21 protein-coding genes are annotated in these 23,440 nt (G+C 67.7%); 17 read left to right on the forward strand and 4 right to left on the reverse strand.

All coding sequences use genetic code 11. The annotated features are described in order from the left end of the window. Positions 1 to 98 precede the first annotated feature (98 nt). The 5 genes from D0D28_RS19840 (at position 99) to D0D28_RS19860 (ending at position 5,277) form a co-directional block, all read left to right on the forward strand. Positions 99 to 1,691, forward strand: a complete 1,593-nt coding sequence (locus D0D28_RS19840) for an ABC transporter substrate-binding protein (RefSeq protein WP_094009225.1) — start codon at positions 99 to 101, stop codon at positions 1,689 to 1,691. 28 nt (positions 1,692 to 1,719) lie between these two features. After that, positions 1,720 to 2,646 (forward strand): ABC transporter permease, encoded by a 927-nt coding sequence (locus D0D28_RS19845; protein WP_162831125.1) that lies wholly within the window; start codon positions 1,720 to 1,722, stop codon positions 2,644 to 2,646. Continuing rightward, complete coding sequence (locus D0D28_RS19850; RefSeq protein WP_094009223.1) at positions 2,643 to 3,500, forward strand: ABC transporter permease; 858 nt, start codon at positions 2,643 to 2,645, stop codon at positions 3,498 to 3,500. The genes D0D28_RS19845 and D0D28_RS19850 overlap by 4 nt, the downstream gene beginning before the upstream one ends. Continuing rightward, on the forward strand, positions 3,497 to 4,477 hold the full coding sequence (locus tag D0D28_RS19855; protein ID WP_116111575.1) for an ABC transporter ATP-binding protein: 981 nt from the start codon (positions 3,497 to 3,499) through the stop codon (positions 4,475 to 4,477). Before D0D28_RS19850 ends, D0D28_RS19855 begins: the two co-directional genes overlap by 4 nt. A 95-nt stretch (positions 4,478 to 4,572) precedes the next feature. Beyond that, on the forward strand, positions 4,573 to 5,277 hold the full coding sequence (locus D0D28_RS19860; protein WP_158224488.1) for an ABC transporter ATP-binding protein: 705 nt from the start codon (positions 4,573 to 4,575) through the stop codon (positions 5,275 to 5,277). 47 nt (positions 5,278 to 5,324) lie between these two features. Here the strand turns inward: D0D28_RS19860 and D0D28_RS19865 are convergent, their stop codons facing one another. After that, positions 5,325 to 6,389 carry an NAD-dependent epimerase/dehydratase family protein gene (locus tag D0D28_RS19865; protein WP_162831126.1) on the reverse strand — a complete coding sequence of 355 codons (1,065 nt, stop codon included), beginning with the start codon at positions 6,387 to 6,389 and terminating at the stop codon, positions 5,325 to 5,327. A 253-nt stretch (positions 6,390 to 6,642) separates the two neighbouring features. Between D0D28_RS19865 and D0D28_RS19870 the strand changes: the two genes are divergently transcribed. The 3 genes from D0D28_RS19870 (at position 6,643) to D0D28_RS19880 (ending at position 11,305) form a co-directional block, all read left to right on the forward strand. Continuing rightward, positions 6,643 to 7,482: an SDR family NAD(P)-dependent oxidoreductase gene (locus D0D28_RS19870; protein ID WP_158224391.1), complete on the forward strand. Its 840-nt coding sequence runs from the start codon at positions 6,643 to 6,645 to the stop codon at positions 7,480 to 7,482. Between the two features lie 189 nt (positions 7,483 to 7,671). Beyond that, a complete protein-coding gene (locus tag D0D28_RS19875; RefSeq protein ID WP_233157077.1) occupies positions 7,672 to 9,705 on the forward strand; it encodes a glycoside hydrolase family 20 zincin-like fold domain-containing protein in 2,034 nt (677 codons plus the stop codon). A gap of 10 nt (positions 9,706 to 9,715) precedes the next feature. Continuing rightward, the gene (locus D0D28_RS19880; protein ID WP_162831127.1) at positions 9,716 to 11,305 is read left to right on the forward strand and encodes an N-acyl-D-amino-acid deacylase family protein; all 1,590 of its coding nucleotides are present in this window, start codon (positions 9,716 to 9,718) and stop codon (positions 11,303 to 11,305) included. Between the two features lie 18 nt (positions 11,306 to 11,323). Here the strand turns inward: D0D28_RS19880 and D0D28_RS19885 are convergent, their stop codons facing one another. Next, on the reverse strand, positions 11,324 to 12,151 hold the full coding sequence (locus D0D28_RS19885; protein ID WP_233157071.1) for an IclR family transcriptional regulator: 828 nt from the start codon (positions 12,149 to 12,151) through the stop codon (positions 11,324 to 11,326). A gap of 233 nt (positions 12,152 to 12,384) precedes the next feature. Here D0D28_RS19885 and D0D28_RS19890 point away from each other — a divergent pair, with 233 nt between their 5' ends. The 9 genes from D0D28_RS19890 to D0D28_RS19930 all read left to right on the forward strand — a co-directional run bounded on the left by D0D28_RS19890 (position 12,385) and on the right by D0D28_RS19930 (position 22,172). Continuing rightward, a complete protein-coding gene (locus tag D0D28_RS19890) occupies positions 12,385 to 13,665 on the forward strand; it encodes an aspartate aminotransferase family protein (RefSeq protein ID WP_094003640.1) in 1,281 nt (426 codons plus the stop codon). Then, a complete protein-coding gene (locus D0D28_RS19895; protein ID WP_094003641.1) occupies positions 13,662 to 14,033 on the forward strand; it encodes a RidA family protein in 372 nt (123 codons plus the stop codon). Before D0D28_RS19890 ends, D0D28_RS19895 begins: the two co-directional genes overlap by 4 nt. Continuing rightward, positions 14,030 to 15,514, forward strand: coding sequence for a M81 family metallopeptidase (locus tag D0D28_RS19900; protein ID WP_116111578.1), 1,485 nt, complete (start codon positions 14,030 to 14,032; stop codon positions 15,512 to 15,514). Before D0D28_RS19895 ends, D0D28_RS19900 begins: the two co-directional genes overlap by 4 nt. A 4-nt stretch (positions 15,515 to 15,518) precedes the next feature. Then, positions 15,519 to 16,367, forward strand: a complete 849-nt coding sequence (locus D0D28_RS19905; protein ID WP_116111579.1) for a fumarylacetoacetate hydrolase family protein — start codon at positions 15,519 to 15,521, stop codon at positions 16,365 to 16,367. Further along, on the forward strand, positions 16,367 to 17,749 hold the full coding sequence (locus tag D0D28_RS19910; RefSeq protein WP_116111580.1) for an FAD-binding oxidoreductase: 1,383 nt from the start codon (positions 16,367 to 16,369) through the stop codon (positions 17,747 to 17,749). The genes D0D28_RS19905 and D0D28_RS19910 overlap by 1 nt, the downstream gene beginning before the upstream one ends. Beyond that, complete coding sequence (locus D0D28_RS19915; RefSeq protein WP_094003645.1) at positions 17,746 to 18,795, forward strand: (Fe-S)-binding protein; 1,050 nt, start codon at positions 17,746 to 17,748, stop codon at positions 18,793 to 18,795. The genes D0D28_RS19910 and D0D28_RS19915 overlap by 4 nt, the downstream gene beginning before the upstream one ends. Positions 18,796 to 18,943: 148 nt before the next feature. Beyond that, positions 18,944 to 19,918: an AraC family transcriptional regulator gene (locus tag D0D28_RS19920; protein ID WP_094003646.1), complete on the forward strand. Its 975-nt coding sequence runs from the start codon at positions 18,944 to 18,946 to the stop codon at positions 19,916 to 19,918. A gap of 37 nt (positions 19,919 to 19,955) precedes the next feature. Further along, entirely contained in the window at positions 19,956 to 20,906 is a 951-nt protein-coding gene (locus D0D28_RS19925; protein WP_158224393.1) for an AraC family transcriptional regulator, read from the forward strand. An 81-nt stretch (positions 20,907 to 20,987) separates the two neighbouring features. After that, a complete protein-coding gene (locus D0D28_RS19930) occupies positions 20,988 to 22,172 on the forward strand; it encodes an alanine racemase (RefSeq protein ID WP_116111581.1) in 1,185 nt (394 codons plus the stop codon). Between the two features lie 5 nt (positions 22,173 to 22,177). On the opposite strand, the gene D0D28_RS19935 is transcribed toward D0D28_RS19930, so the two are convergent. After that, entirely contained in the window at positions 22,178 to 22,828 is a 651-nt protein-coding gene (locus tag D0D28_RS19935; protein WP_094003649.1) for a hypothetical protein, read from the reverse strand. Positions 22,829 to 22,978: 150 nt separating this feature from the next. Beyond that, a complete protein-coding gene (locus D0D28_RS19940) occupies positions 22,979 to 23,251 on the reverse strand; it encodes a winged helix-turn-helix domain-containing protein (RefSeq protein WP_233157072.1) in 273 nt (90 codons plus the stop codon). Positions 23,252 to 23,440 lie beyond the last annotated feature (189 nt).

Raw genomic sequence — 23,440 nt, forward strand, 5'->3', positions numbered from 1 at the left:
CCCCCAACCCCGACTACACCCCCGTCACCCAAGGCTGGATCCCCACAAGCGACGCAACCCCCGCGGACGCCTGATCCCCTCGACGAACAGGTCTCACCATGTCCAAGGAACGCACGACCACGACCCGTTACTTGACCCGGCGCGAAACACTCCGGTACGCCGCCGCGACCGCTCTCGGACTGTCCGCCGGCGTCCCACTACTGGGCGGGTGTTCCGTCGGATCGCAAGGGCCCGCCGCGAACGGTGGCCAGCCTCCGACGCAGCCGACCGGAACCCTCCGTGTCGCCCACCTCGGGGATCCGACGAGTCTCGACCCGTCCCTCGCGGGAAACGCGGTCTCACTCCCGATCATCTCGCACAACATCTACGAGAGCTTGCTCGGCTTCAACGGCGACACATCGGAACTGGTCGGCGTGCTGGCCGACCGCTGGGAGTCCTCTCCCGACGGTCGGCAGTGGACGTTCTACCTCAAGGACGGCATCACGTTCCACGACGGGGCGCCCCTCACGTCGTCGGCGGTGAAGAAGACGTTCCAGTACTACTCGAGGTCCGGCGCACAATGGGCGGTCCTGCTCCCGCCCAACGCCACGTACGACGACACTGATCCACGCGTGATCCGCATCAGCAGCCCGGCGAGCTTCCCGGACATGGGCCGAAACGCGACGCTGATCCGCATGATCTCGCCGAACCTCGTCGACCGCGGGCCCGAAGCGGTGAACAAGACCCCGACCGGGACCGGACCGTTCCGGTTCGAGAGTTACACGACGGCGAAGAGCATCGTGCTGACCGCCAACCGCCAGTACCGCGGTCCCGGACCGTATCTGGAAGGTCTGCAATTCCAGATCATCCCCGACGCATCCGCCCGTGTCGCGGCACTCCGATCCGGGAGCGTGGATCTGGTGTACAACGTTCCACCGAGCGACGCCGGCGCCCTGCGTACGGCCTCCAACCTCACCGTCACCGAAAAGCCGTTGTGGCGGGTGGGGCAGCTGATCATCTTCACCAAGCACCAACCCGTGGACAACGTGGCGCTGCGCCGCGCGATAGCGCACGCCATCGACAAGGAAGCGATCGTGAAGTCGATCCTCCGCGGAGTCGGAAAACGGCAGGACAACATCCTGCCGGAAGGCGTTTACGGTTACCGGCAGCCGACCACCCAGTACCCCTACGACCTGGACAAGGCCCGGCAGCTCCTCGCTCAGAGCGGTCTGCCGGCTCCGGTCGAGCTCGAGGCGGTGTGGTCCCCCGAACTGGGCGAGAACATCGGCCGGGTCGAGCAGGCGATCAGTGGCATGCTGTCCCAGATCGGCGTGAACATGAAGGCAACGCAGATTCCTTTCGCCGAGGTCACCAAGGTCATCGTTGACCCGAAGCAGAAGCCCTACCACGCTGTGGCCGGCGAACTCGGGTGGTTGACGGGCGGCCCCCTCTTCTTCGCGACGAAGTACTTCCAGCGAACCTCCGAGTTCGACGCGATGAACGACCTCAACACGAGGATGCTGACCACGCCGGACGGGCCCGAACGTCTTCAGCTCCTCGCCGACATGCAGGAACTGTTCGCGCAACAGCTGCCCGCCATCCCGCTCTACAACTCGATCCAGGTCGATGCGTACTCCAGCGCGGTTCAGGGCTACAGCGCGCCGAAGGACGGCTTCCAGCCCAGGTTCGGCCAGGTCTTCCTCAGCCAGTAACCGTCGACAGCGAAGGGAAGCGGGCCCTGTGATCACCCGATTCATCATCAACCGGTTGCTGCAGAGCATCGTCGTCGTATTTGGTGCGGTTGTCATCAGCTTCCTACTGACCAACACCATCGGCCGGCCGGCGGATGTCATCGGTGGGCCGCAGATGACCGCTGAGGCACGTGCCGCGCTCAACGCCGAGCTCGGCTACGACAAACCTCTACTCACGCGATTCCTGCATTACCTGGGCGGAATTTTTCAAGGCGACTTCGGAACATCGTACCGAACCAGTTCCGACGCGATGGGCGAGGTGGTCACGGCCTTCCCGAACACCTTGATACTGGTGGTCCTGGCCATCCTGCTCGCCGCCATCCTGGCGCTCATGTTGACCATTTTCAGCGCGCGTCATCGCGAGTCGTGGGCAGACCGCTTCATCCGGCGCACGATCGGGGCTCTGCAGGGCATGCCCGAATTCTGGCTCGGGCTGATGCTCATCCTCGTGTTCTCGGCGAATCTTCAGCTGCTGCCGAGTTTTGGTTTCTACAATGTCTCATCGATCGTCCTGCCGGTGGTGACCCTCGCATTGCCCACAGTTCCGACGCTGTACCGCGTGTTCCGCGGGCAGATGCTCGACGTCCTCGGAAACGACTTCGTGGAGGCCATGCGGGCGCGCGGTTTGGGTGAACGCGTGATCGTCTACCGCCACGCGCTCCGGAACATGCTCGGCCCCAGCGTGAACTTCACCGCGCTCCAGCTGGGTTACCTGATCTCGGCGTGCGTCATCGTCGAGACGATCTTCTCCTGGCCGGGAATCGGCAACCTGATGATTTCGGCCGTCCTCACTCGCGACTTCGCGGTGGTCCAGGCGACCATCATCATGGTCGCGGCCTTCTACGTGCTGCTCAACCTGATCTCGGACATCTTCATCCTCATCAGTGATCCTCGCGTCCGGATGGTGAAAGCATGAACCTGCTCACGGGCAAACCGGCCACCCGGCGCCGTGCACGTCCCGGTGGTGCTTCGTTGCGGGCCGGTGCGACGCTCCTCGGCGCGCTCGCCTTCGGCGCTGTCGTCGCACGTGTCCTGCCGATCGACCCCAATGCGCAGAACCTCGCGGAGTCCTACCTTCCGCCGATGTCGGGAGGTCACGTTCTGGGCACGGACGTCCTCGGACGCGATTTGCTGGCTTGGTGCGCGTACGGCGTGGCGACCTCGCTGACCGTCGCGCTCATGGTGGTCCTGATCAGTGCGTTCGTCGGCGTCTTGATCGGTGCCTACGCCGCGTACATGGGCGGGTGGGTGGACGCCGTCCTGATGCGACTGGTCGACCTGCAACTCGCCGTCCCTCCGCTACTGATATTCCTGGCCGCATCGATGTTCATCCAGCCGAGCTACGCCACGATGGTCGTCCTGCTTTCGTCGGTCGGGTGGGTGCCCTACGCACGACTGGTCAGGGCGAATGTGCTCGTCGACCGGGAGCGGGGGTACGTCGCCGCCGCTCGCTTGGCCGGGACCCGGCGGATCGGCATTCTCTTCGGACACCTGATCCCCGCCGCAGCGACCCCCATCATCGTCTACGCGTCCCTGCACATCGGGTTCGTCGTACTGTCGGAAAGCGCACTGTCCTTCCTCGGACTCGGCTTCCAACCCCCCACCGCCAGCCTCGGTTACATGATCTCGCAGGGCAGGGACCAACTGGTCGGTTCCTGGTGGATCGCCACCGTGCCCGGTCTCGTGATCATTCTGCTCGTCGTCTCGGCCAACCTGATCGGTGACGGACTACGGGACCGGTTCCACCTCGACTCCGGAGGCCTCGAATGACCGCACCCGCACTTCAGGTCCAAGACCTCGAGATACTCGCTCCGAGCGGAACGAAACTGGTCTCGGGCGTGAGTTTCCAGGTGTTCCCCGGGCACCTGCTCGGTCTTCTCGGGGAGACCGGAGCAGGCAAGACCCTCACAGCACGAGCGGTTCTGGGGCTGCTGCCGAAGACGCTCCGGGCCAGCGGCAAGGTCAGTTTCGACGGGCACACCTGGTACTCGCTGGGAGAGCCCGACCAGATCGCGCAACATCTCGGCACCTCGACCGGCCTCATGTTGCAGAACCCCGCCGCGGCCTTCGACCCGATGCAACGCATCGGACGGCAACTCGTCGAATCGGTGGTGCACAAGCGGCTGATGACTCGCCAGGAGGGCACGCACCGTGCGCGTGAACTCTGCGAGTACCTGGGCCTGTCGGACACCGACGAGCTGTTCCAGCTCTACCCGCACGAACTGTCGGGAGGTATGGCGCAGCGGCTCGCGCTGGCGCTGACGCTCATGCCGAGACCGCGCCTCCTGGTGGTGGACGAGCCTACCTCGGCGCTGGACGCGAACCTGCGGATCGAGGCACTGAAACTGCTTCGGTCGATCTCCGAGGAGGCCGGGATGGCGGCGCTCCTCGTCTCCCACGACCTCGGTCTGGTGAGCAGCTTCTGCGACAGCGTGGCGATCATCTACGCTGGCAGGTTCGTCGAGTACGGCCCGATGACCACGGTCATCGACCGTCCCGCGCACCCGTACACGGCGACATTGCTGAGCTGCGAACTCACGCTCGACCGGCCTTCCAGGAGCCGCCTGCCCGTGATCCTGGGCGAGCCGCCGTCGCCGGGAAACTGGCCCCGCGGGTGTTCCTTCCACCCCCGGTGCCCGGACGCCCAGGAGCGCTGCGCGATCGAACGTCCCCTGTTCACCAACGAACCCGACGGTGGCTACGCGTGCCACTATCCGCGACGGGAGGGCCGGACGTGCAACATCTGACCGCCAGGAACACCAAGGCCGCCGCGATACACGTGAGCACGTTGTCCAAGGACTTCCGGAACCGCAAGGGCGTGGTCCGCCACGCCCTCGACTCGGTGGAGTTCACCGTCGACCCTGGCAGGACCACCGCGGTGATCGGGGAAAGCGGTGCCGGCAAATCGACCCTCATCCGGTGCGTCGCCGGTCTGGAGAAACCGACCAAGGGAGCGGTCCTGGTCGGCGGCGTCGAGGTCACGGCACCCAAGCACGGCACCACCAGTCCGGTGCAGATGGTCTTCCAGAACCCGACCGACGCGTTGAATCCGGTGCGCAGCGTCGGGTGGAGCGTCGCGGAACCGCTCCGGAACCTCGGCAAGCGCGACCGCCGTGCCCGCGTGGCCGAACTGATGACCTCGGTGGGAATCGATCCGGCGCGGTACAAGGAAAGGCCCAAGGCGTTCTCGGGCGGTCAGCTCCAGCGGATCGTCATCGCTCGCGCCTTGGCGTCGTCGCCCGACGTGCTGCTGTGCGACGAACCCACTTCCGCGCTGGACGTCTCGGTACAGGCGCAGATCATCAACCTCCTACTCGACCTGCAGGAGAAGTACCAGTTCGCGTGCATCGTCGTCACCCACGACCTCGCCGTGGCGAGGGCACTCGCGGACGATGTGGTCGTGCTGAGGCACGGGTCCATGCTGTTCTCCGGGTCCCTCAGCGAGATGATCGGTGACGCTGCGGATCTCGATCCCTACGTTCGACAGCTGGTTCGTTCGTCGCACGAGATGGAGATCAAGAAGGTGGAACACGAACAGGTCACATGATCTGCACCCGGTGGAAGCGGCTCGCAGCCGGAACGCCCGTGGGCAGTTCACTGGCGTTCCGGCTTTCGCTCGCTTGTGGGGATCCAGCCTTGGGTGACGGGGGTGTAGTCGGGGTTGGGGGTGGGGTTGAGTGCGGTGGTGATGGTGGAGTCGAAGTCGTGTTGGGGGTGGTAGTCGAGGAGTTGGGTGGCTTTGTGGGTGGAGAGTTCGAAGGCGAGGGTGGCGGGCATGTGGGCGGTGAGCAGGTCGAGGTTGTAGTGCTTGGCGATGACGGTGGCGCCTTCGGTGAAGGTGGTGGTGTGGGGTCCGACGATGTTGAAGTCCTGGTTGAGGGCGTTGGGGTGGTTGATGGCGGTCAGGGTTCCGGCGACGGTGTCGCGCACGTCGGAGGTGTGGATGGCCCAGGGGCGGCCGTCGGGGCCGGTGAGGGCGAGTGCGGGGTTGTCGTCGCGGTGGCCGATCTGGTCGTCCAGGGCGCCGAGGAAGTCGTGCCCGCCGGCCAGTAGTTGCCACAGGTTGCTGCGGCGGCCGGCCGCGGTGTGGGTGGCCAGGAACCCGCGGACCCAGTCCAGGCGGAACAGCGCGACGGCTTCGTTGGGTGCCAGCACGGATCCGTAGCGCAGGATGGTGTAGTCGAGCCCGTGCAGCTTGTGGTAGTTGCGCACGAGCTGCTCGCACAGCACCTTGGAGGTTCCGTAGTAGTCACCCGGGTACTGCGGGTGGTCCTCGGTGATCGGTTCCCGTGGTGCGTGCGCCGGGTCGTAGGTGTTGTCGGTGCTGGCGTAGACGAACTGGCGCACCGGAACCGGCTGCGCCACCGCGGCCTCCAGCAACCGCAACGTGCCCAACACGTTGATGTCGTAGTACCGCTCCACCGACGTCTCACCCAGCACCATCTGCGCCGCCAGATGCACCACCACATCCACACCCGACACCGCCCGCGCCAACGCCGCCGCATCGGTCAACGACGCCTCCACCACCTCCACACCCGACACCGAAAAACACTCGTCGGGCATGACCATCCCCCGGACGCTGAACCCCCGCGTGAGGGCCGCCTTCGCGAGCGTCGAACCGACCCGGCCGGATGCGCCGGTGATGAGAATCTTTGTCACGAGCCACCTCGTCAAAAAGTTGTCTGATGGTTACCTGGCCGAGACAGTGGCCACGAACCCGCGGAATCCGCGGCTCCCGGACCCGGTAGGAGCGGATATGAAATGCCAGTGCCGTCTGATGGAACACAGGGTGAATCGTGTGGAAGGTGCTGTCAAGTGCCGCGGGCGGCGCGGGGAACCCCGCCGCTGGGCAACCCTGCGAGGGTGGTCTGTGCATCGATGGTTCCACGGTTCGCCTTGTGAAGAAGCTAGTTTGTCTGTTGAAATGACCGTGAGTGGCGAGACCGGAGTGGCGGAGGTGTTCCGGATGGACGGTCCGAGGCCGGGGTGGGCGACACCCGCGCGGGAGCCGGTCGCTCTCGTGACGGGAGCCTCGCGGGGGATCGGGGCAGCCACCGCGCGCAGGCTGGCCGCCGATGGGATGGCGGTGGTCGTGAACAGTTTCCCCAGTGAGCCGATGATCAGGCTGGCGAAACAGGTCGCCGAAGAAATCCATGAAGCCGGTGGACGGGCCCTGGTCCTGCCGGCCGACGTCGCCGACCCCGCACAGGTCGAAGCCATGTTCGACGAATGCGAGGGCGAGTTCGGCGCTGTCACGACGCTGGTCCTGAACGCTGCGACCACCGTCCGGCACGCGTGGACGGAGATCAGTGTCGGGGAGTGGAACGAGATCCTCGCGGTCAACCTGACCGCGGGCTTCCTGTGCTGCCGGCGGGCCTTCCGCGAGCGCGGTGCGCCCGGTAGCAGTGTGGTCGTCGTGAGTAGTGTCCTCGCGCAGACTGGCGCGCCCAACGCGCTGCACTACGGCACCACGAAGGCAGGCCTGCTCGGATTCACCCGATCGCTCGCGCGGGAACTGGGCCCCTCGGGTGTTCGGGTCAACTGCGTACTGCCCGGCGCCATCAAGACCGAGGAGGAGCAGGAGTCGTTCGACGAGCAGGATCTCGATCGCACAGTGCTCGCGCACCAGATTTTGCAGCGGCGCGGATCGCCGGAAGATGTCGCGAACGTCGTGGGTTTCCTGGCCGGTGCGGACAGTGCTTTCCTCACGGGGCAAGCGATCCGCGTTGACGGCGGCTGGACGATGGTGTGAATTCCGCTTTGCGTGCCCGGGGTGAAAACCGCTGCCTTCGACACGTCGTCGCGATCACTTGTAATGTCACGCTCCGACACCCATAATTCAGCACGCCTGGCGGGAACGAGTGGCAGTGGGAAGTGCTCGGGTGTCCTGGTTGCTGTGCACCGACCCGTCGACGTGTTTTCGCGACGAGGATTCCAATTTATGCCAGGTCAAATTGATGTCGCTGCCGGACCCGTTCCCGAACTCATTCCGCGACCGCGGAAACTGACCGCCGCGAATGGGCGGCCCACCTTCCCCTGTTCTGCCTTCGGCGGATTGGAGATCCCGGTCGCGCTTGCTCCGTGGGCGGAGCACGTGCAGGGCGTCCTCGGAACAACGGAAGTGGCGGATGGCTTCCCGCCGCGCATTTCCTTCGAGCCGGCGGCGTTGCCCGCCGAGAATTACCGTCTTGCGATCCGAGCAGATTCGGTTCGGGTGGAGTTCGCGGATCCGCGAGGTGCGCTGCACGCCGTGCGAACCCTGCTCGACCTGTGGGACGGATATCAGCGTACCGCCTTGCCGGTCCTCGACATCGAGGACGGGCCGGACCTTCCTACGCGGGGCGTCTTCATCGAGTCGTTCACGGGTACCGACCGCATGGATCTGCCCGACTGGCGGGACCTCATCGACCGTTTGGCCCAGCTCAAGCTGAACACGATCGGGCTGTCGATCTACGGCTGCTGGGACATCCGGCACGGGCAACGGCCCGCCGAGTACATGTTCACCCCCTTGACCGGCTTTCCGGAGTTGGCGTCGAGTACTCGGATCACCACCTGGGACGCCGAGAAGGGCGCTGAGGTTGAACTGGAATACGTCCCGGTGATCTTCGAGAAGGACCTGTTCTCGGAAATCTGCGCCTATGCTGCGGAACGCGGCGTCGAGTTGATCCCGCACCTCGGCGGCCCCGGCCATTCCACGTTGATCCCTCGGGTCGTGCGCGTGCTGTCGGCCGTGGACTCGGATGGTACGCCGACCGGCTACGGGTACTGCGTCTCCCGGCCGGAGGCACGCAACGCGCTGGCGCGCCTGGTCCGCAATTTGGTCGACCAACACCTGCGCCCCAACGGACTTCGCCGACTCCATGTCGCCGGGGACGAGTACTATCCGATCCGCAACGTCGACCCGCGCGATCGGCAGCGGTTGGTCAGTCCGTACTGCGCATGCGAGGGTTGCCGCGACCTTTCTCCCGGACACCTCTTGATCGAGTACCTGATGCTCGTCGGAACTGTCCTCGCGGACGACGGTATCGAAATGGTCCACTGGCAGGACACGCTCGTCAGGGAAGGGGTGCTGGACGAGTACCTCGATCGAGTCGCCGAACGCGGTCTGCCCGAACCGGTGATCGTTTGGTGGAAGTACAACGATCCGGTGCCGGAGCCGCGCGCGGAGCGCACCGAGACGTGGGTGGCACCGACCACCGGGCTCTTTCCGCACCTGTTCGGACAGGATTTCACGGAGAACATCTCCACCGCGATTCGGAAAGGCGCACTCGCCGGTGCGACAGGCGTTCTCGCGTACTGGATCCCAGACCCGGCTGACCACCAGAACGTGGCTTGCCTGGCCGATCTGGCGTGGAACTCGTCGGGCTCGGCCGGCGCAGCCGGGTTCCGCCCTAGGTGGGCCAGGTATGTGTCGCCGTGCTCGTCCGCCGAAGCGGAGCAGGCTTTCTCCTTGGCGGGCACCATTACGGCTTCGTATCCATCCATGATGTACGTGGTCGACCAAGTACTTCCCTATTTCGCGGATTCCGGAGTACCGGGATCCCGGTACCCGGATGACCAGCTTCGCGCGTTTTCAGTGACGCAGCCGCCGCTCGCCGAGGCGTTGCGCCAGATCGCGGCCACGCTGCGCGAGGCGATCACCCTCATGCCGTCGGGAAGAGAGGTCAGGTTCTGGCCGAACCCGGTCCAACAGTGGCGTGACGAGACACACCGGACTGCGGCATCCCTCGAACTCTTCCTCGATGTGCTGGCTCTCACGTATCACCACGGGGACGACCGGGAAGAAACGGCGGAGGTGACCCGGAAAGCGCATGCGCTGTTGAGACACGTGAGCCGTTCGAAGCCCGCCTACCTGGCTCCGGCGGCGTTGCGCGAGCACTGGCTCTTCGTGAAGGAGATAGGGCCGTCCGTGCGGCGGCTCCGAGAGGCCCCTGGTGTCGGACCGCGTGGATCCTGGCACCCCTGGATCGTGTGAGGGTGAGGCTGTGCCGAGTGAAGGCGTCGTCTGGCTACGGGGTGGCCTGGTAGTCGACGGTACTGGTGGACCGCCGGTCGAAGGGGATGTTGGCATTCGAGCCGACCGCATCCTCGAGGTGGTTCCCGGTGGTGTTCCTCCCGGCACCGCAGGGGACGAAGTCGACTGCCGGGGCATGGTGATCACTCCTGGCTTCATCGACATCCACACCCACTCGGACGCCAGCTTCCTCCTGCACCACCAGGCGCCCAGCAAGGTCATGCAGGGTGTGACCACGGAGGTGGTCGGCAACTGCGGGTTCTCGGCATTCCCGGTTCATCCCGGCCGACGGAGCTTGCTGGAGGAGTTCCTCAAGGGCCTGGGCATACCTCGGCTGGAGACGGCGTGGGTCGATTTCGCGGGGTACGCCCGCGCTCTGGAGGACGCAGGTCCCGTCATGAACATCGCCGCGTTGGTCGGGCACGGGGCTCTGCGAATAGCCGCGATGGGGATGGGAAACACCCCTTCGACCGCGGAGGCGCGCGACACCATGTCCGTCTTGTTACGCACCGCGCTGGACCAGGGGGCATTCGGTCTGTCGACCGGGCTCACCTACGTTCCCTCCGCGTTCGCCGCGCCCGACGAACTCCACACACTCGGACGGGTGATCGCCGAGGCAGGTGCCCTCTACGCCACACATGCCCGGGTGACTGACGGGTTCGGTGCATTCGAGGAGGCGTTCGAGTTCGGCCGGCGGACAGGGGCGCGCGTGCAGTTCTCCCACATTTCCCTCAACGACCCCCGGAGCTGGGGCCGCGCTGACGACGTTCTCACGCGGTTCGAGGAGGTTGCGGGCGAAGGTGTCGACATCATGTTCGACATCTACCCCTACGACGCTTCGGCATCATCGTTGACCCAGTACTTGCCCGCCTGGCTACAAGCGGACGGGGAAGAGGCGATAGCTGTCCACTTGCGCGATGCGGCACGCCGCGAGCGTGCGCGCGCAGAACTTTCGACAGGATTGTTCGGAAGCATTCCCTGGGAATGGAGCCGGGTCCTGCTGTCGCTCACGGGGCCGGGGGATGAGGACCTGGAGGGGCTGACGGTCGAGGAGGCGGCGGACAGGGAGTCCGTGACCCCGGAGGATCTGTGCCTGCGGTTGTGCGGGCGGCACGGCAACCGCGTACAGGTGGTCCTGTTCTACCGGAGCGAAGACGACGTTCGGGCGTTCCTGCGCCACCGGATGGCTCTCATCGGGAGTGACGGTAGTGCCCTTCCGGAGTCCGCGCCTGGGCGGCCGCATCCCCGCAACTTCGGCGCTCATGCGAGATTGCTGCAGAAGTACGTGGTCGACAACCGGATGTTGAGCCTGCCGGAGGCGGTTCACAAGAGCACGCTGGCCGTTGCCGAGCGGCTCGGCCTGTCCGGCAGGGGGCGCCTGGCGTCTGGGGCGATGGCCGACATCACGGTGCTCGATCTGCCGAAGACGCGGGAAATCGCAACCTGGACGGATCCGTGTCGGGTGGCGCGCGGTGTGCGGGACGTTTGGATCAACGGAAGCAAGGTCGTCTCGGACGGTGTGCTCACCGGCGCCTGCCCGGGCCGAGTGCTGAGGCGATGAGGCGGCGGCCCCGCGGAATCAGTCCGCCGCCTCCTGGGGTTGCGGGTTGGTCGCGATGCCGGCGGCCACCTCGATCAGCGTCTTGGCCACCCGCTTCACGTCCTGCATCGTGAAGCGGGATGCCGGGCCGCTTACGCTGATCGCCGCGGGGAGGTGCGTCGCCAGCAGCGGGGCGGCCACGCAGCGGCCGTCCTCCTCGTTCTCGCCGTTGTCCACCGCGTAGCCGAGCCTGCGGACCTTCGCGAGCTCGTCCAGGTAGTCGTCGAGCGAGGTGATCGTGTTCGCCGTGCGCGGGGGCAGCCCGGTGGACTCGAGGAGGTTCCGGACGCGGTCCGCGGGGAGGTGAGCCGCGATCGCCTTGCCCAGCGCCGTCGAGTGCAGCGGGTCGCGGTCGCCGCGGGACGCCGCGAGCCGGACGCCGCGCCGGCTCTCCACGATCTCGATGTAGATGATGTGGTCGCCGTCCAGCAGACCGAGGTTCGCGGTCTCGCCGAACTCGTCGCGCAGCGACTCGAGCGACGGCCTGGCGCGTTCGCGCAGGATCTCCAGGTGCCGGGACTGCATGCCGACGAACCCGAGCCCCAGCCGGAACAGGCCGCGCTCGTCGTCGCGCTCGACGTACCGGTGGTTCTCCAGTGTCCAGAGGTAGCGGAACGCCGACGACTTGGGCAGTCCGGTGGTCTGGGCGACCTCGTTCAGGGTGATGCCATCGACCGATTCCTGCAGCAGGTTGAGGATCAGGCAGACCCGTTCGACCGCGCGCACCGAATAGTCGCGCTCCTCCTCCGCCGAGCCGTTGTCCGACGGGTTGATGTCTTCCGGGTCCTGCTTACGGCGCCGTGCCACGGCTCCTCCTCGTTTCGGTCGGCAAGTTCGGTGTTTCAGATCCTAGTCCCGCGCGGAGAAGGGTGTCAGGGGGCCAAGACGCAGGTCGTGGGCCGAACGCGACCCCTTGACGGTGCGGTCACCACGGTCGTACCGTGAGTCGCATCTTAGACTCGTAGTTTCACTAGATGAAACTAATCGAAAGGCTCGGCAACGTCGGCCCTGGCCGCTGCCGGGCTGTGGGAGGGATCTGCATGCCCAACGATTCGACCCGGCTCGGCCCGCGGTCGGCGGAGCTCAGGCGGCGGGCTGCCGCCCGGACCCCGGGCGGGGTCCACTCGAACGTCCGCCTCACCGGCGCACAGGAGTTCATCGAGCGCGCCAAGGGAGCCTGGCTGTACAGCGTCGACGGGCGGGACTACGTCGACTACCTGCTGGGGCAGGGGCCGAACTTCCTCGGGCACGCACCCGACCACGTCGTCGACGCGGTCTCCGATGCCTGCCGGCGTGGCGTCATCTTCGGCGGCCAGCACGAGCTCGAGGTCCAGGCGTCGGAACTGGTGTGCCGCGCGGTCGGCTGGGCGGACATGATCCGGTTCGGCGTGTCCGGCACCGAGGTCGTGCAGGGCGCGCTACGGCTGGCGCGGGCCGCGACCGGCCGCACCAAGGTGATCCGGTTCGAAGGGCATTACCACGGCTGGCTCGACAACGTGCTGACCGCGGCGCGGGACGGCCACTGGGGCGTGGCCACGAAGGGGCAGGTCGCCCGCCATCTCGACGATTTCATCGTGCTGCCCTGGAACGACGCCGAGCAGGTCGCCGACGCGCTCGACCGGCACGGTGAGCAGGTCGCCGCGGTGATCATGGAACCGGTGATGATCAACGCCGGGGTCATCGAACCACTGCCCGGGTACCTCGAGGCCGTCCGGCGGTTGTGCGATCGGCACGGGGTCGTGCTGATCTTCGACGAAGTGATCTCGGGCTTCCGGCTCGGCCTCGGCGGTGGCGCGGAACGCTACGGGGTCCCCCCGGACCTCGCGACGTACGGGAAGGCCATCGCCGGCGGGTTCCCGGTGGCCGCGCTCGTCGGCCGCGCCGAGCTGATGTCCCGGTTCGGCACCGGGGAGGTCAACCACTCCGGGACCTTCAACGGCTCGGTGATGGCGACCGCCGCGGTGGCCGCGACGGTGACGAGCCTGCTGGAGGATCCGCCCTACGAGCGGGTCGCCAAGCACGGCAGGACGCTGATGGTGGGACTGCGGGATCTCGGTATCGAGCACGGCCTGCCCCTGCGGGTCGAAGGTCTCCCGGCGGCGTTCCACGTCTCGTTCGGCGACGCCGAGGTCCGGGACTACCGGACGTTGCAACGACTCGACCTGGCGCGGTACGAACGTCTGTCACGGGTGCTCGTCGAGCACGGCCTGTGGGTGACCGGCCGTGGTGTCTGGTACGTCTCCGCCTGCCACGGCGAGGAGGAGCTCGACGCCGCGCTCACGCGGTTCGAGAAGGCGCTGCGCGACGGGGCGGGACGATGACCGGCACGGTGAGCCGGGACGGCAACACGTCGAAGTTCTCGTCGTTCGTGCGGGCGGGCGATCTGGTCTTCGTCTCCGGCCAGGCGTCGGTGGACGAGAACGGGTCCATCGTCCCGGGAACCTTCGCCGAGGAGATGCGCCGGTCGTTCGCCAACATCATCCGGGTGCTGGCGGACGCCGGACTCGAACTGTCCGATGTGGTCAAGGTCGGCGCCTACCTCCGGGACGCGGGGGATCTCCCCGAGTTCAACCGGCTGTACACCGAGTACTTCACGGATCCGTTGCCCGCGCGGACCACGATCACCGGCTGCCTGCCGGAGAGCATCCGGTTCGAGGTCGACGTCGTCGCCCACGCGGGAGACAGATGATGCGCTTCGCGACGCTCGGGCTCTACCACGAGGCGAACACGTTCTCACCGCTGAAGGCCGACCGGCGACTGTTCGGCAACGGCGGCGTGGTGCGTGACGGGGAGATCGTCCGCGACTACGCGGAATCGGCGACGACCCTCGGCGGATACTTCTCCGCGGCGCGGCGGATGGGCATCGAGATCGAACCGATCCTCTTCGCGTTCGTGACACCGATCGGTGCGATCACCGAGGACGCGTTCGAGTGGCTGGTGGGCGAGATGCTCGCCGAACTACAGGCTCGCGGGCCCTGGGACGGCGTGCTCCTGAACCTGCACGGGGCGGCCGTGGCCGAGCACCTGCACGACGCCGATGGTGAGATCGCCACGCGCGTGCGGCGGGTGGTCGGTCCGGACGTACCCGTCGGAGCGGTGCTGGACCTGCACGCGAACGTGTCCAAGCGGCTGGTCGACGCGCTCACGGTGACGCTCGTATACCAGACCAACCCGCACGTGGACGCGAAGGAACGCGGCATCGACTGCACGAGGCTGGTCGCGGCCGCGGCACGCGGTGAGATCCGGCCCGTGCAGGCGCTCGTCCCGCTGCCGCTCGTGGTGAACATCGCGCGGCAGGACACCGCCGAGGAACCGATGGCGGGCCTGGTGGCCAAGGCGCGGGAGGTGGCAGGCTGGCCGGGTATGCTCTCCGCGAGCGTCGTCGAAGGATTCCCGTACGCCGACGTCCCGCAGATGGGGATGTCGTGCATCGCCATCCACGACGGCGACGAGTTCGAGGCGACCGTGGCGGCGCAGGAACTGGCCAACCAGGTCTGGAAACGGCGCTCCGGTCTGCAGGCGCAGGGGCTCGCGGTGAGCGAAGCGCTCGACATCGCGGTGCGTGAACCGGACGGACCCGTGGTCCTGCTGGATGCCGGGGACAACATCGGCGGTGGGGCGCCCGGTGATTCGACCGTGATCCTGCAGGCGGCTCTCGACCGCGGGGTGCCGCCGCTGGTGCAGACGCTCTGGGATCCGCACTCGGCGCGGCAGTGCATCGAGGCTGGGGAGGGTAGCGAGGTGCACCTTCGCGTGGGGGCGAAGCACGTGCACTCCGCCGGGCGGCCGGTTCCGGTGCACGGGACGGTTCGCGCGGTGTCCGACGGCCGGTTCGAGGAGCCGGCCGCCACGCACGGCGGGTTCCGCTTCTTCGACCAGGGTCCGACGGCCGTCCTGGACACCGCCGAGGGACACACGCTGGTCATCGGCTCCAAGGCCGTCATGAACTCGAGCCTGCAACAGCTGCTCAGCGTCGGCGTCGACCCGGCGCGCTACCACATCGTGGTGGCCAAGGGCGTCAACTCGCCCCGCGCGGCGTACGGCGCCATCGCGCGGCGGATGGTCGTCGTCGACACCGAGGGCATCACCGCGATGAACCTCGGCCGCTTCACCTACCGGCACCGGCGCAAGCCGTTGTACCCCTTCGAAGCAGCGGAATTCCCGGAGTAGACGGATGAAACTGATGCAGGTGGGCGCGCCCGGCCGGGAGCGCCCCGTGGTGCTGGAGGACGGCCGCCACTACGACCTGTCCCCGTTGACGCCCGCCGTCGACGGCGCCTTCCTGGAGCGGGGCGGCCTGCGCCCGGCGGCGGAGGCGCTCGACGACGGCGTGCTGGCCGAGATCGACATCGTCGGGCTGCGGATCGGGGCTCCCATCGCGCGGCCGGGTGCGGTGCTGTGCATCGGGCAGAACTACGCGGCCCATGCGGCCGAGACCGGCGATCCGCCACCCGCCGAGCCGATCCTGTTCCACAAGTCGCCGAACACCGTGGTCGGGCCGTACGACGAGGTGCTGATCCCGCGCGGTTCGGAGCGCACCGACTGGGAGGTGGAACTCGGCGTGGTCATCGGGAAGCGCGCGCGGTACCTCGAATCGCTCGGCGACGCGCGGGACTGCATCGCCGGGTACGTCACCTCCAACGACGTGTCGGAACGCGCCTTCCAGCTCGGCAGGCCGGGCGGGCAGTGGTCCAAGGGCAAGTCGTGCGAGACGTTCAACCCGCTCGGGCCGTGGCTCGTCCCCGCCGACGAGGTGCCGGATCCCCAGGTGCTCGAACTCCGCTCCTGGGTCAACGGCGAACCGCGCCAGGACTCGAAGACCTCGGACATGATCTTCACCGTCGACGAGATCATCTGGCACCTCTCGCAGTTCCTGGTGCTCGAACCCGGCGACCTGGTGAACACCGGCACGCCCGAGGGGGTCGCCCTGTCCGGGCGGTTCGGCTACCTGCGGGCGGGCGACGTCGTCGAAACCGAGGTGGCCGGACTCGGCCGTCAACGCAACGTGTGCGGGCAGGCCTGATGACCCTCGACCGCGATTTCGCCGCCGCCCTGGCCGACGTGGTCGGGGCCGATCACGTCCGTCAGGCGCCCGGCGATCTCGCGGTCTACGCGCACGACGCCACGCCGCTGTTCCACCACCCGCCGGACGCGGTGGTCTTCCCGGCCACCACCGAGCAGGTCGCCCGCGTCCTGAGGCTGGCCACCGAACACCGCGTGCCGGTGGTGCCGCGCGGCTCCGGCTCGAACCTCTGCGCGGCGACCGTCCCGCTGCGCGGCGGGATCATCCTCGCGCTGACGCGGATGACGCAGATCCTGGAGATCAGCTCCGAGGAGCTGCTGGCGCGGGTGCAGCCGGGGGTGACCACGGCCCGGCTCGCGGACGCCGCCGCGGCGCGGAACCTGTTGTACGCGCCCGATCCGGGCAGCCGGACGACCGCCACGATCGGCGGCAACATCGCCACCTGCGCCGGCGGCCTGCGTGGCCTGAAGTACGGCGTGACGCGCAACTACGTGCTCGGGCTGGAGGCGGTGCTGCCGACGGGCGAAATCGTCCGGACCGGTGGCCGGTTGTGGAAGGACGTCGCGGGCTACGACCTGACGCGGCTGCTCACCGGGTCCGAGGGCACGCTCGCGGTGATCACCGAGGCCACGGTGGCGCTGTTGCCCGCACCGGCCGAGAGCAACACGGGCGTGGCCTACTTCGAATCGCTCGCGGACGCCTCGCGGGCGGTCGGCGCGATCCTCACGTCCGGAATCGTACCGGCCACTTTGGAGTTCCTGGACCGCAAATGCGTCGCCGTCGTGGAGGAGTACGCCGGGCTCGGATTGCGGCTGGACGCCGGTGCGCTGCTGCTGTTCGGTGAGGACGGTCCGATCGAGGTCGTCGCCGGGAACATGGTGCGGATGCGCAAGATCTGCGCCGAGGCCGGGGCGCTCGAGGTCACGGTGGCGGAGGACGTCGCGCGTGCCGAGGCGCTGCTGACCGCGCGCCGGTGCTCGCTGCCGGCGCTGTCGCGGCTCGGCTCGCTGACGATCCTGGAGGACGTCACGGTCCCGCGGCCGCGGATGCCGGAGATGGTCGAGCGGATCGACGAGATCGCCGAGCGGTTCGACCTGCAGATCGCGACGTTCGGGCACGCCGGGGACGGCAACCTGCACCCGACGTGCGTGCTGGACCCGGACGACGAGGATGCGGTGGGACGGGCGCACAAGGCGTTCGCCGAGATCTTCCGCACGGCGATCCGGCTGGACGGCACGATCACCGGCGAACACGGTGTGGGCGCGGCGAAACTGCCGTTCCTCGCCGACCGGCTCGGGACCGTCCAGCTCGGGTTGCTGCGCCGGATCAAGACCGCGTTCGACCCGGCCGGCGTGCTCAACCCCGGGAAGCTGGGTTCATGATCTTCGCGAAACCGCTGCTGGACCGGTGCATCTCCTGCGGCTACTGCCTGCCGGCCTGCCCGACGTACGCGATGACGGGGGAGGAGGCGTCGTCGCCACGGGGGCGGATCTCGCTGATGCGCGCGCTGGAAACGGGGCAGCTGCCGGAGGACGACGGCACGCTGGCCGAGCAGGCGTCGTTCTGCCTCGGGTGCCGGGCGTGCGAACCGGTGTGCCCGGCGGGGGTGGAATACGGGAACCTGCTGGAGCAGTGGCGGGACCACCAGTGGCGTGGCAGGCGGGGGCCGCTGCGCGCCCGGCTGCTGATGGCCGCCGTCGCGCGCCCGTGGCTGCTCCGGGTGCCGGGCCTGGTGCGCCGGCACGCGCGGACGGCCGCGCGCGCGAGTGGGCCGTCGCTGATGCTCGGGTGCGCCGAACGTGCCTTGTTCCCACGGGTTTCGCGCGCGGCGCGGAAGCTGGCGCCCGAGTTGGCGGCGCCGCCGCGGCAGGGGTGCTGCGGGGCGTTGCACGCGCACAACGGGGATTCCGCGGCGGGTGCGCGAATGGCGAAGGAACTCGGCGAGGTCCTCCCCGGCACGATCGTGACGACCTCCGGGGGCTGCGCGACGCACCTGGCCGCCCACCTCGGCCGGCCACGAGTCCGCGAACTGAGCGAATTCGTCGTGGAGACCGACGTTCTGCCCGCCGTGCCGTTGCTCGTCGACGGCCGTCCGGCGCGGGTCGCGCTGCAGGACTCCTGCCACCTGCGCAACGGGCTCGGGGTGTGGCGCCAGCCGCGGGAGCTGATCCGGGCGGTGGCGGAGTACGTCGAGCTGCCGTCGGCGGCCACCTGCTGCGGCGCGGCGGGCACCTATTCGATCTTGCGGCCGCGGGACAGCGCGAAAATACTGGCGGTGAAAATCGCCGAGATCGAGGCAGCCGGGGTCGACTTCGTGGTCGCGGTGAACCCGGGGTGCCTCCGGCAACTGCGTTCTGGCCTGCGGAAACGGGGTTCGTCGGTGCGGGCGGTCCACCTGGCGGAACTGCTCGAGATCGCCTCGAAATAGGCGGGACCAGATCTCCAGACAGACTTGTCTGGAAGCTGCTTCTGAGTACTATAGGCGTCCTGAAACGTGAGTTTCAGTTTACGACACTCGGATGACCCGACTGGTCCGGGGTGTCGAACATCTTGCCAACGGCGACGAAACGTAGACCATGTTGACGCGACCCCTGGAGCAGTACGAACTATTTCATTCCTACGACATCGACCAAACCCGCGACCTGATGTCCCGGGTGCTGTGCGAGCACTACCTCGATGTGCTCGACCCGGCCGCACAACTCGACGCGCGAATGAATTCTACATGTCTGAGCGAGGTTCTCCTCAATTATGTGGAATACGGCGCGCCGGTGTTCGTGGATCCGGGCCGCACGCGTCAGTTCTTCGTGGTACAGGCGCACCTGCGGGGAAGCGGCGTCGTGCGCTCCGGCCGCGAGCAGGTCGCCGCGAGCCGGAAGCGCATCGTGGTGACTTCCCCGGAGGAGGCGCTGCGGATGTCGCTGACCGGCGACACCGAACTCGTCCTCGTCAAGATCGGGACGAACCTGGTCGAACGGGTCCTGTGCGACCTGCTGGGTGCCGAACCCGGCCTCCCGATCAAGTTCGAGCTGGGGATGGACGTGGCAGGGGGACGACCGCAACGGTGGTACCAGACGCTGGTCCGGGAGATCGTTTCCCTGGGCCGCCCGGGCCAGTGGACCGCGAGCCGGTGGTCCGCGAGGTTCGAGGAGTGGCTGGTCACCCACCTGCTGGTGCTGCAGCACAACAACTACTCGGAGCGGCTCGCCCGGATCGCCGCGTACCCCGCACCCGCTCGCCTGGTGACCCGGGCGACCGAGCTGGTGCGCGCCGATCCGCAGGCGGAGTGGACGCTGTGCTCCCTGGGGGGTGCACTGGGCGTGGAGCCGGGCCGGCTGGATTCCGGCTTCCGCCGGCACCGGGGCCTGGCGGTGCCGGAGTTCCTCGGCCGCGAGCGCCTGCGTGCCGTCTACCACCTGCTGCGGAACGGCAATCCCGACGAGATCCGGCTGAGCGAAGTGGCCCGGTGCTGGGGCTTCCATGACCACTACCGCTTCGCCAGCAGGTACACCGCGACGTTCGGAGAGACCCCCGACCGGACTCTCCGCCGATGAACACCCGCCGCTTGACCCCGAACGGAGATCCCGAGCAATGAGCGGCTTCCACTTCGCCTACATCCGCACCGCCGACCCCGTTCTCGCCGTGCAGGCCGCCGAGCCGGTCCTCGGACCGCACGAACTCCTGCCGGAGGGCTTTCCGAAGGAGATGGATCTACGAATGCATCGTCACGAGGGCGACCATCTGAGCTCGGCCATCGTCACCTACGGCCGGGACGTCGTGGTCCGACTCGGTGTTCCGCGCACCGCGTACACGACCGGCATCGTGGTGAATGGCCGGTGCGTATTCCGGGTCGGATCGACCTACCTCGAGGCCGTTACCGGAGACGTCGTCACCGCCTCGCCCGGGGACGCCTTCGGCTTCCAGGCCGGGGCGAACTGCTACCTCAAACTCGTGCGCGTCGAGCAGCGGGCGATGCACGTCCGGCTCGCTCGGATCACCGGCAGCTGGCCGGCCCGGCCGATCCGCTTCCACCCCACCATCACCCGGCTCACTGGCCGCGGTCAGCCGCTTATCACCAGTGCCGAACGGTTCTTCGGCCGGTCGAAATCCCGGTTCGCGCGCCACTCCGACGAGATCTTCGTCAACTGGCTGCTGCGTCACCAGCCGCACGAGTACAGCGAGCTGATCGGTCCACGGGCGGCCGAGGTCGGCCCGCTCGTCAGCGACTTCGGCAAGGTGCTCCTGCAGGCCGCGGACCCGGACAAGGAGGTGAGCGTGACCGAACTCGCCCGCGACGCGGGAGTCTCCGAAGCGGAGTTCGTGCGGATCTTCCGCCACTACGAGGGGTGCCTGCCGGAGGACTTCCGCCAGGGGATGCGCTTGGAACAAGCCCGGCGGATCCTGGTGGTGGGCCGTGAGCCGCTGGTCACGGTCGAGTACGCGGCTCGGCGGTCCGGATTCGGGGACCGGGAGGAGTTCTGGATCCGCTACACGCAGCGCTTCGGCGAGACCCCACTGGAAACCCTCGACCGATTGGAGTGACTGTTGCGGCCGCTTCGGGTGCCCGATGTCGTCATCGCCCACCACCACAAGGGATTTCCGCCGGCCTCGCCAGGGGTGGGGGTGAGGGGCCTGCGTGGGCTCGACGTGCTCGCCGGCGACTTCCTCACCCCGCTGCTCGTGCTCCGGAAACCTGAGCTCGACCACAACCTCGCGGCGATGCAGCGGTTCTGTGAGCAGCACGGGCTTTCCCTCGCCCCGCACGTGAAGACCACGATGTCCCCGGAGATCGCGCAGGCGCAGATCGAGCACGGCGCCTGGGCGCTCACCCTCGCCACGCCCACCCAGCTGGCCGCGTTCCGCCGGCTGGGCGCGGACCGGCTGCTGCTGGCCAACGAGTTGTGCGATCCGGTGGCGATCGAGTGGCTCGGCGGCGAGCTGGACGACGACCCCACGTTCACCTGCTACTGCTACGTCGATTCGATCGACAGCGTGGAGGTGCTCGAGAAGGAGCTCGCCCGTGGGGTACGCGCACGCAGGTTGCCGGTGATCGTCGAACTGGGGGTGCCGGGTGGGCGGACCGGCGCACGCGGTGTGCCCGCGGCCTGGCGAGTCGCCGAGCGGGTCCTGGCCTCGTCTTGGCTCGAGCTTGCGGGTGTCGGGGGGTTCGAAGGTGTGGTCCCCGGTGCCTTGGGCGCGCACCTGCTCGATGACGTGCGTGCCTGGCTCCGCGGGCTGACAGAACTGGCGGATCGCGTTCTCGCGGAGCATCCCGCGTCCGGCGAGTTCGTCGTGACGGCCGGCGGGACCCAGTACATCGAACTCGTCGCGGCTGAGCTGGGGCCGGGCTGGCGGAACGGCCGTCCGATCCGGGTCGTTCTGCGCAGCGGGTGCTACGTCACGCACGACTCGCTGGGCTACGAGCAGTACCGGAAGCTGCTGGCGACCGAGTACCCGCTGATGCCGTTGCGTTCGAGCCTCGAACTGTGGTCGCGCGTGTTGTCCCGGCCGGAAGCGGACCTGGCCATTGTGGACTTCGGCAAACGGGACACCGGCATGGACTCCGGCTTCCCGGTGCCGTTGCACCGGATCCGCCGCGGCACAACCGGTCTGGCGAAGGCGCCACCTGGTGAGGTGGTGGCGATGAACGACCAGCACGCTTACTTCCGCGGTGCGAACGACCTGGAAGTCGGCGACCGCATCGGGTTCGGCATCTCGCATCCGTGCACGACCTGGGACAAATGGCGGGTGGTGCCGATCGTCGATGACCAGTACGTGCTGACCGGCCTCGCACAGACCTTGTTCTAGGCCGGTCAATCCACTTCCTGGCCGGGCCACCACTGGTCCAGCAGCTCCATGCGCGCGTCGACCAGGGCGGGGTTTCTCAGGTCGACCAGGTGGACTCCCCGCCAGCGTTGGAAGCCGATGCGCTCCAGCATCGCGCCGGCGCGCAGGCTGCACAGTTCCGCGGTGATGCGGTCCGCGCCGGGGAGGGTGAAGTCGAGCGGCGAGACCCGGCACGCCGCCAGGCGCGCGTTCGGCGACAGGATCCGGAGCGCGCTCGCGATCAGTGCGGCACCCAGACCGTGCCCGCGCCACGGCTCGGTCAGTTCGACGCGCCGCAGGACCACCATGCGCGGCGGTCCCTGGCTGATGCGCGCGTCCAGTTCGGGGTGCAGCTTGCCCTGGTCCGGATCGATCACCGTCTCGGCGATGAACTCCAGCGCCCACTCCCCGAGCACGACCGAATCCAGCAGGTTCCGTTCCTTGGTCAGATCGGCGATGACGAGGGCGATGTCGCCGACGTGCCGGAGCTCCTCGGGGCAGACGTCCAGCTCCGAGACGTCCGCCGAGACGTCCCATTGTTCCGGTTGCTCGTCCTCGTCGTCGATCTGCCACCAGAATCGGCGGTGGGTCAGCTCGAGTTCGATCGACAGAGGGTTCGCAGGCAGATCAGGAACCACGAGCCCTCCTCAGCGTCGCGCGAATGCAGATGCACGTGCATCCGCACTCTAGATGACGGCGGCGGGAAATGCCGCTTGGGCGGGAGGAGCTGTCGCGGTCCTTTTCCGGCGCGGTTCGCAATTCCGCCCGGAAGAACGAGTGAAAAGAGTTCACGAATCCCCCGAAGCCGCTCTTCTGCGGCCCTCGTCGGCGATGAAGGTGCCCTTTGAGCGGATGGTGAACACCAGGCCGCGCTCGCGGAGGATGTGGGTTGCGTGGCGGGCCGTGCCGAGTGACACGCCGTACTCCGCCGCCAGCCGTCGTTCCGCGGGGAGTGGCGTGTTGGGGCGCAGCTCACCGGCCTCGATGCGGGCCGCGAGGTGGTCAGCCATCATCTCGTAGATGTAGCCCGGAGCGTCTGGATCGAAGTCTGGGACGGTCACGGGAGGAAGGTAGAACGGCGTTAAAAGGCGGGGATTTCACGGTTGCTCCAAGATGCGCCTGTGCGCGCTATGACGGGGTTGATCACGGGAGGACGCGCACTGTCACCCTACCGGGCGGGGAAATGCGAAACGGGTGCCGAATTCGTCAGTTGTTCACTGACGTCACCCAGCTGGGTTAGCCAAAATGGG

The organism is Amycolatopsis ruanii (assembly GCF_003385175.1).
Lineage (GTDB): Bacteria > Actinomycetota > Actinomycetes > Mycobacteriales > Pseudonocardiaceae > Amycolatopsis_E > Amycolatopsis_E thermalba.

Excerpts from the sequence above, each read along its gene's own strand:
- D0D28_RS19910 (WP_116111580.1), top strand. The coding sequence starts at position 16,367 with ATGACCCTCGACCGCGATTTCGCCGCCGCCCTGGCCGACGTGGTCGGG.
- D0D28_RS19925 (WP_158224393.1), top strand. The coding sequence starts at position 19,956 with ATGAGCGGCTTCCACTTCGCCTACATCCGCACCGCCGACCCCGTTCTC.
- D0D28_RS19855 (WP_116111575.1), top strand. The coding sequence starts at position 3,497 with ATGACCGCACCCGCACTTCAGGTCCAAGACCTCGAGATACTCGCTCCG.
- D0D28_RS19905 (WP_116111579.1), top strand. The coding sequence starts at position 15,519 with ATGAAACTGATGCAGGTGGGCGCGCCCGGCCGGGAGCGCCCCGTGGTG.
- D0D28_RS19875 (WP_233157077.1), top strand. The coding sequence starts at position 7,672 with ATGCCAGGTCAAATTGATGTCGCTGCCGGACCCGTTCCCGAACTCATT.
- D0D28_RS19840 (WP_094009225.1), top strand. The coding sequence starts at position 99 with ATGTCCAAGGAACGCACGACCACGACCCGTTACTTGACCCGGCGCGAA.
- D0D28_RS19915 (WP_094003645.1), top strand. The coding sequence starts at position 17,746 with ATGATCTTCGCGAAACCGCTGCTGGACCGGTGCATCTCCTGCGGCTAC.
- D0D28_RS19900 (WP_116111578.1), top strand. The coding sequence starts at position 14,030 with ATGATGCGCTTCGCGACGCTCGGGCTCTACCACGAGGCGAACACGTTC.
- D0D28_RS19850 (WP_094009223.1), top strand. The coding sequence starts at position 2,643 with ATGAACCTGCTCACGGGCAAACCGGCCACCCGGCGCCGTGCACGTCCC.
- D0D28_RS19895 (WP_094003641.1), top strand. The coding sequence starts at position 13,662 with ATGACCGGCACGGTGAGCCGGGACGGCAACACGTCGAAGTTCTCGTCG.
- D0D28_RS19920 (WP_094003646.1), top strand. The coding sequence starts at position 18,944 with ATGTTGACGCGACCCCTGGAGCAGTACGAACTATTTCATTCCTACGAC.
- D0D28_RS19890 (WP_094003640.1), top strand. The coding sequence starts at position 12,385 with ATGCCCAACGATTCGACCCGGCTCGGCCCGCGGTCGGCGGAGCTCAGG.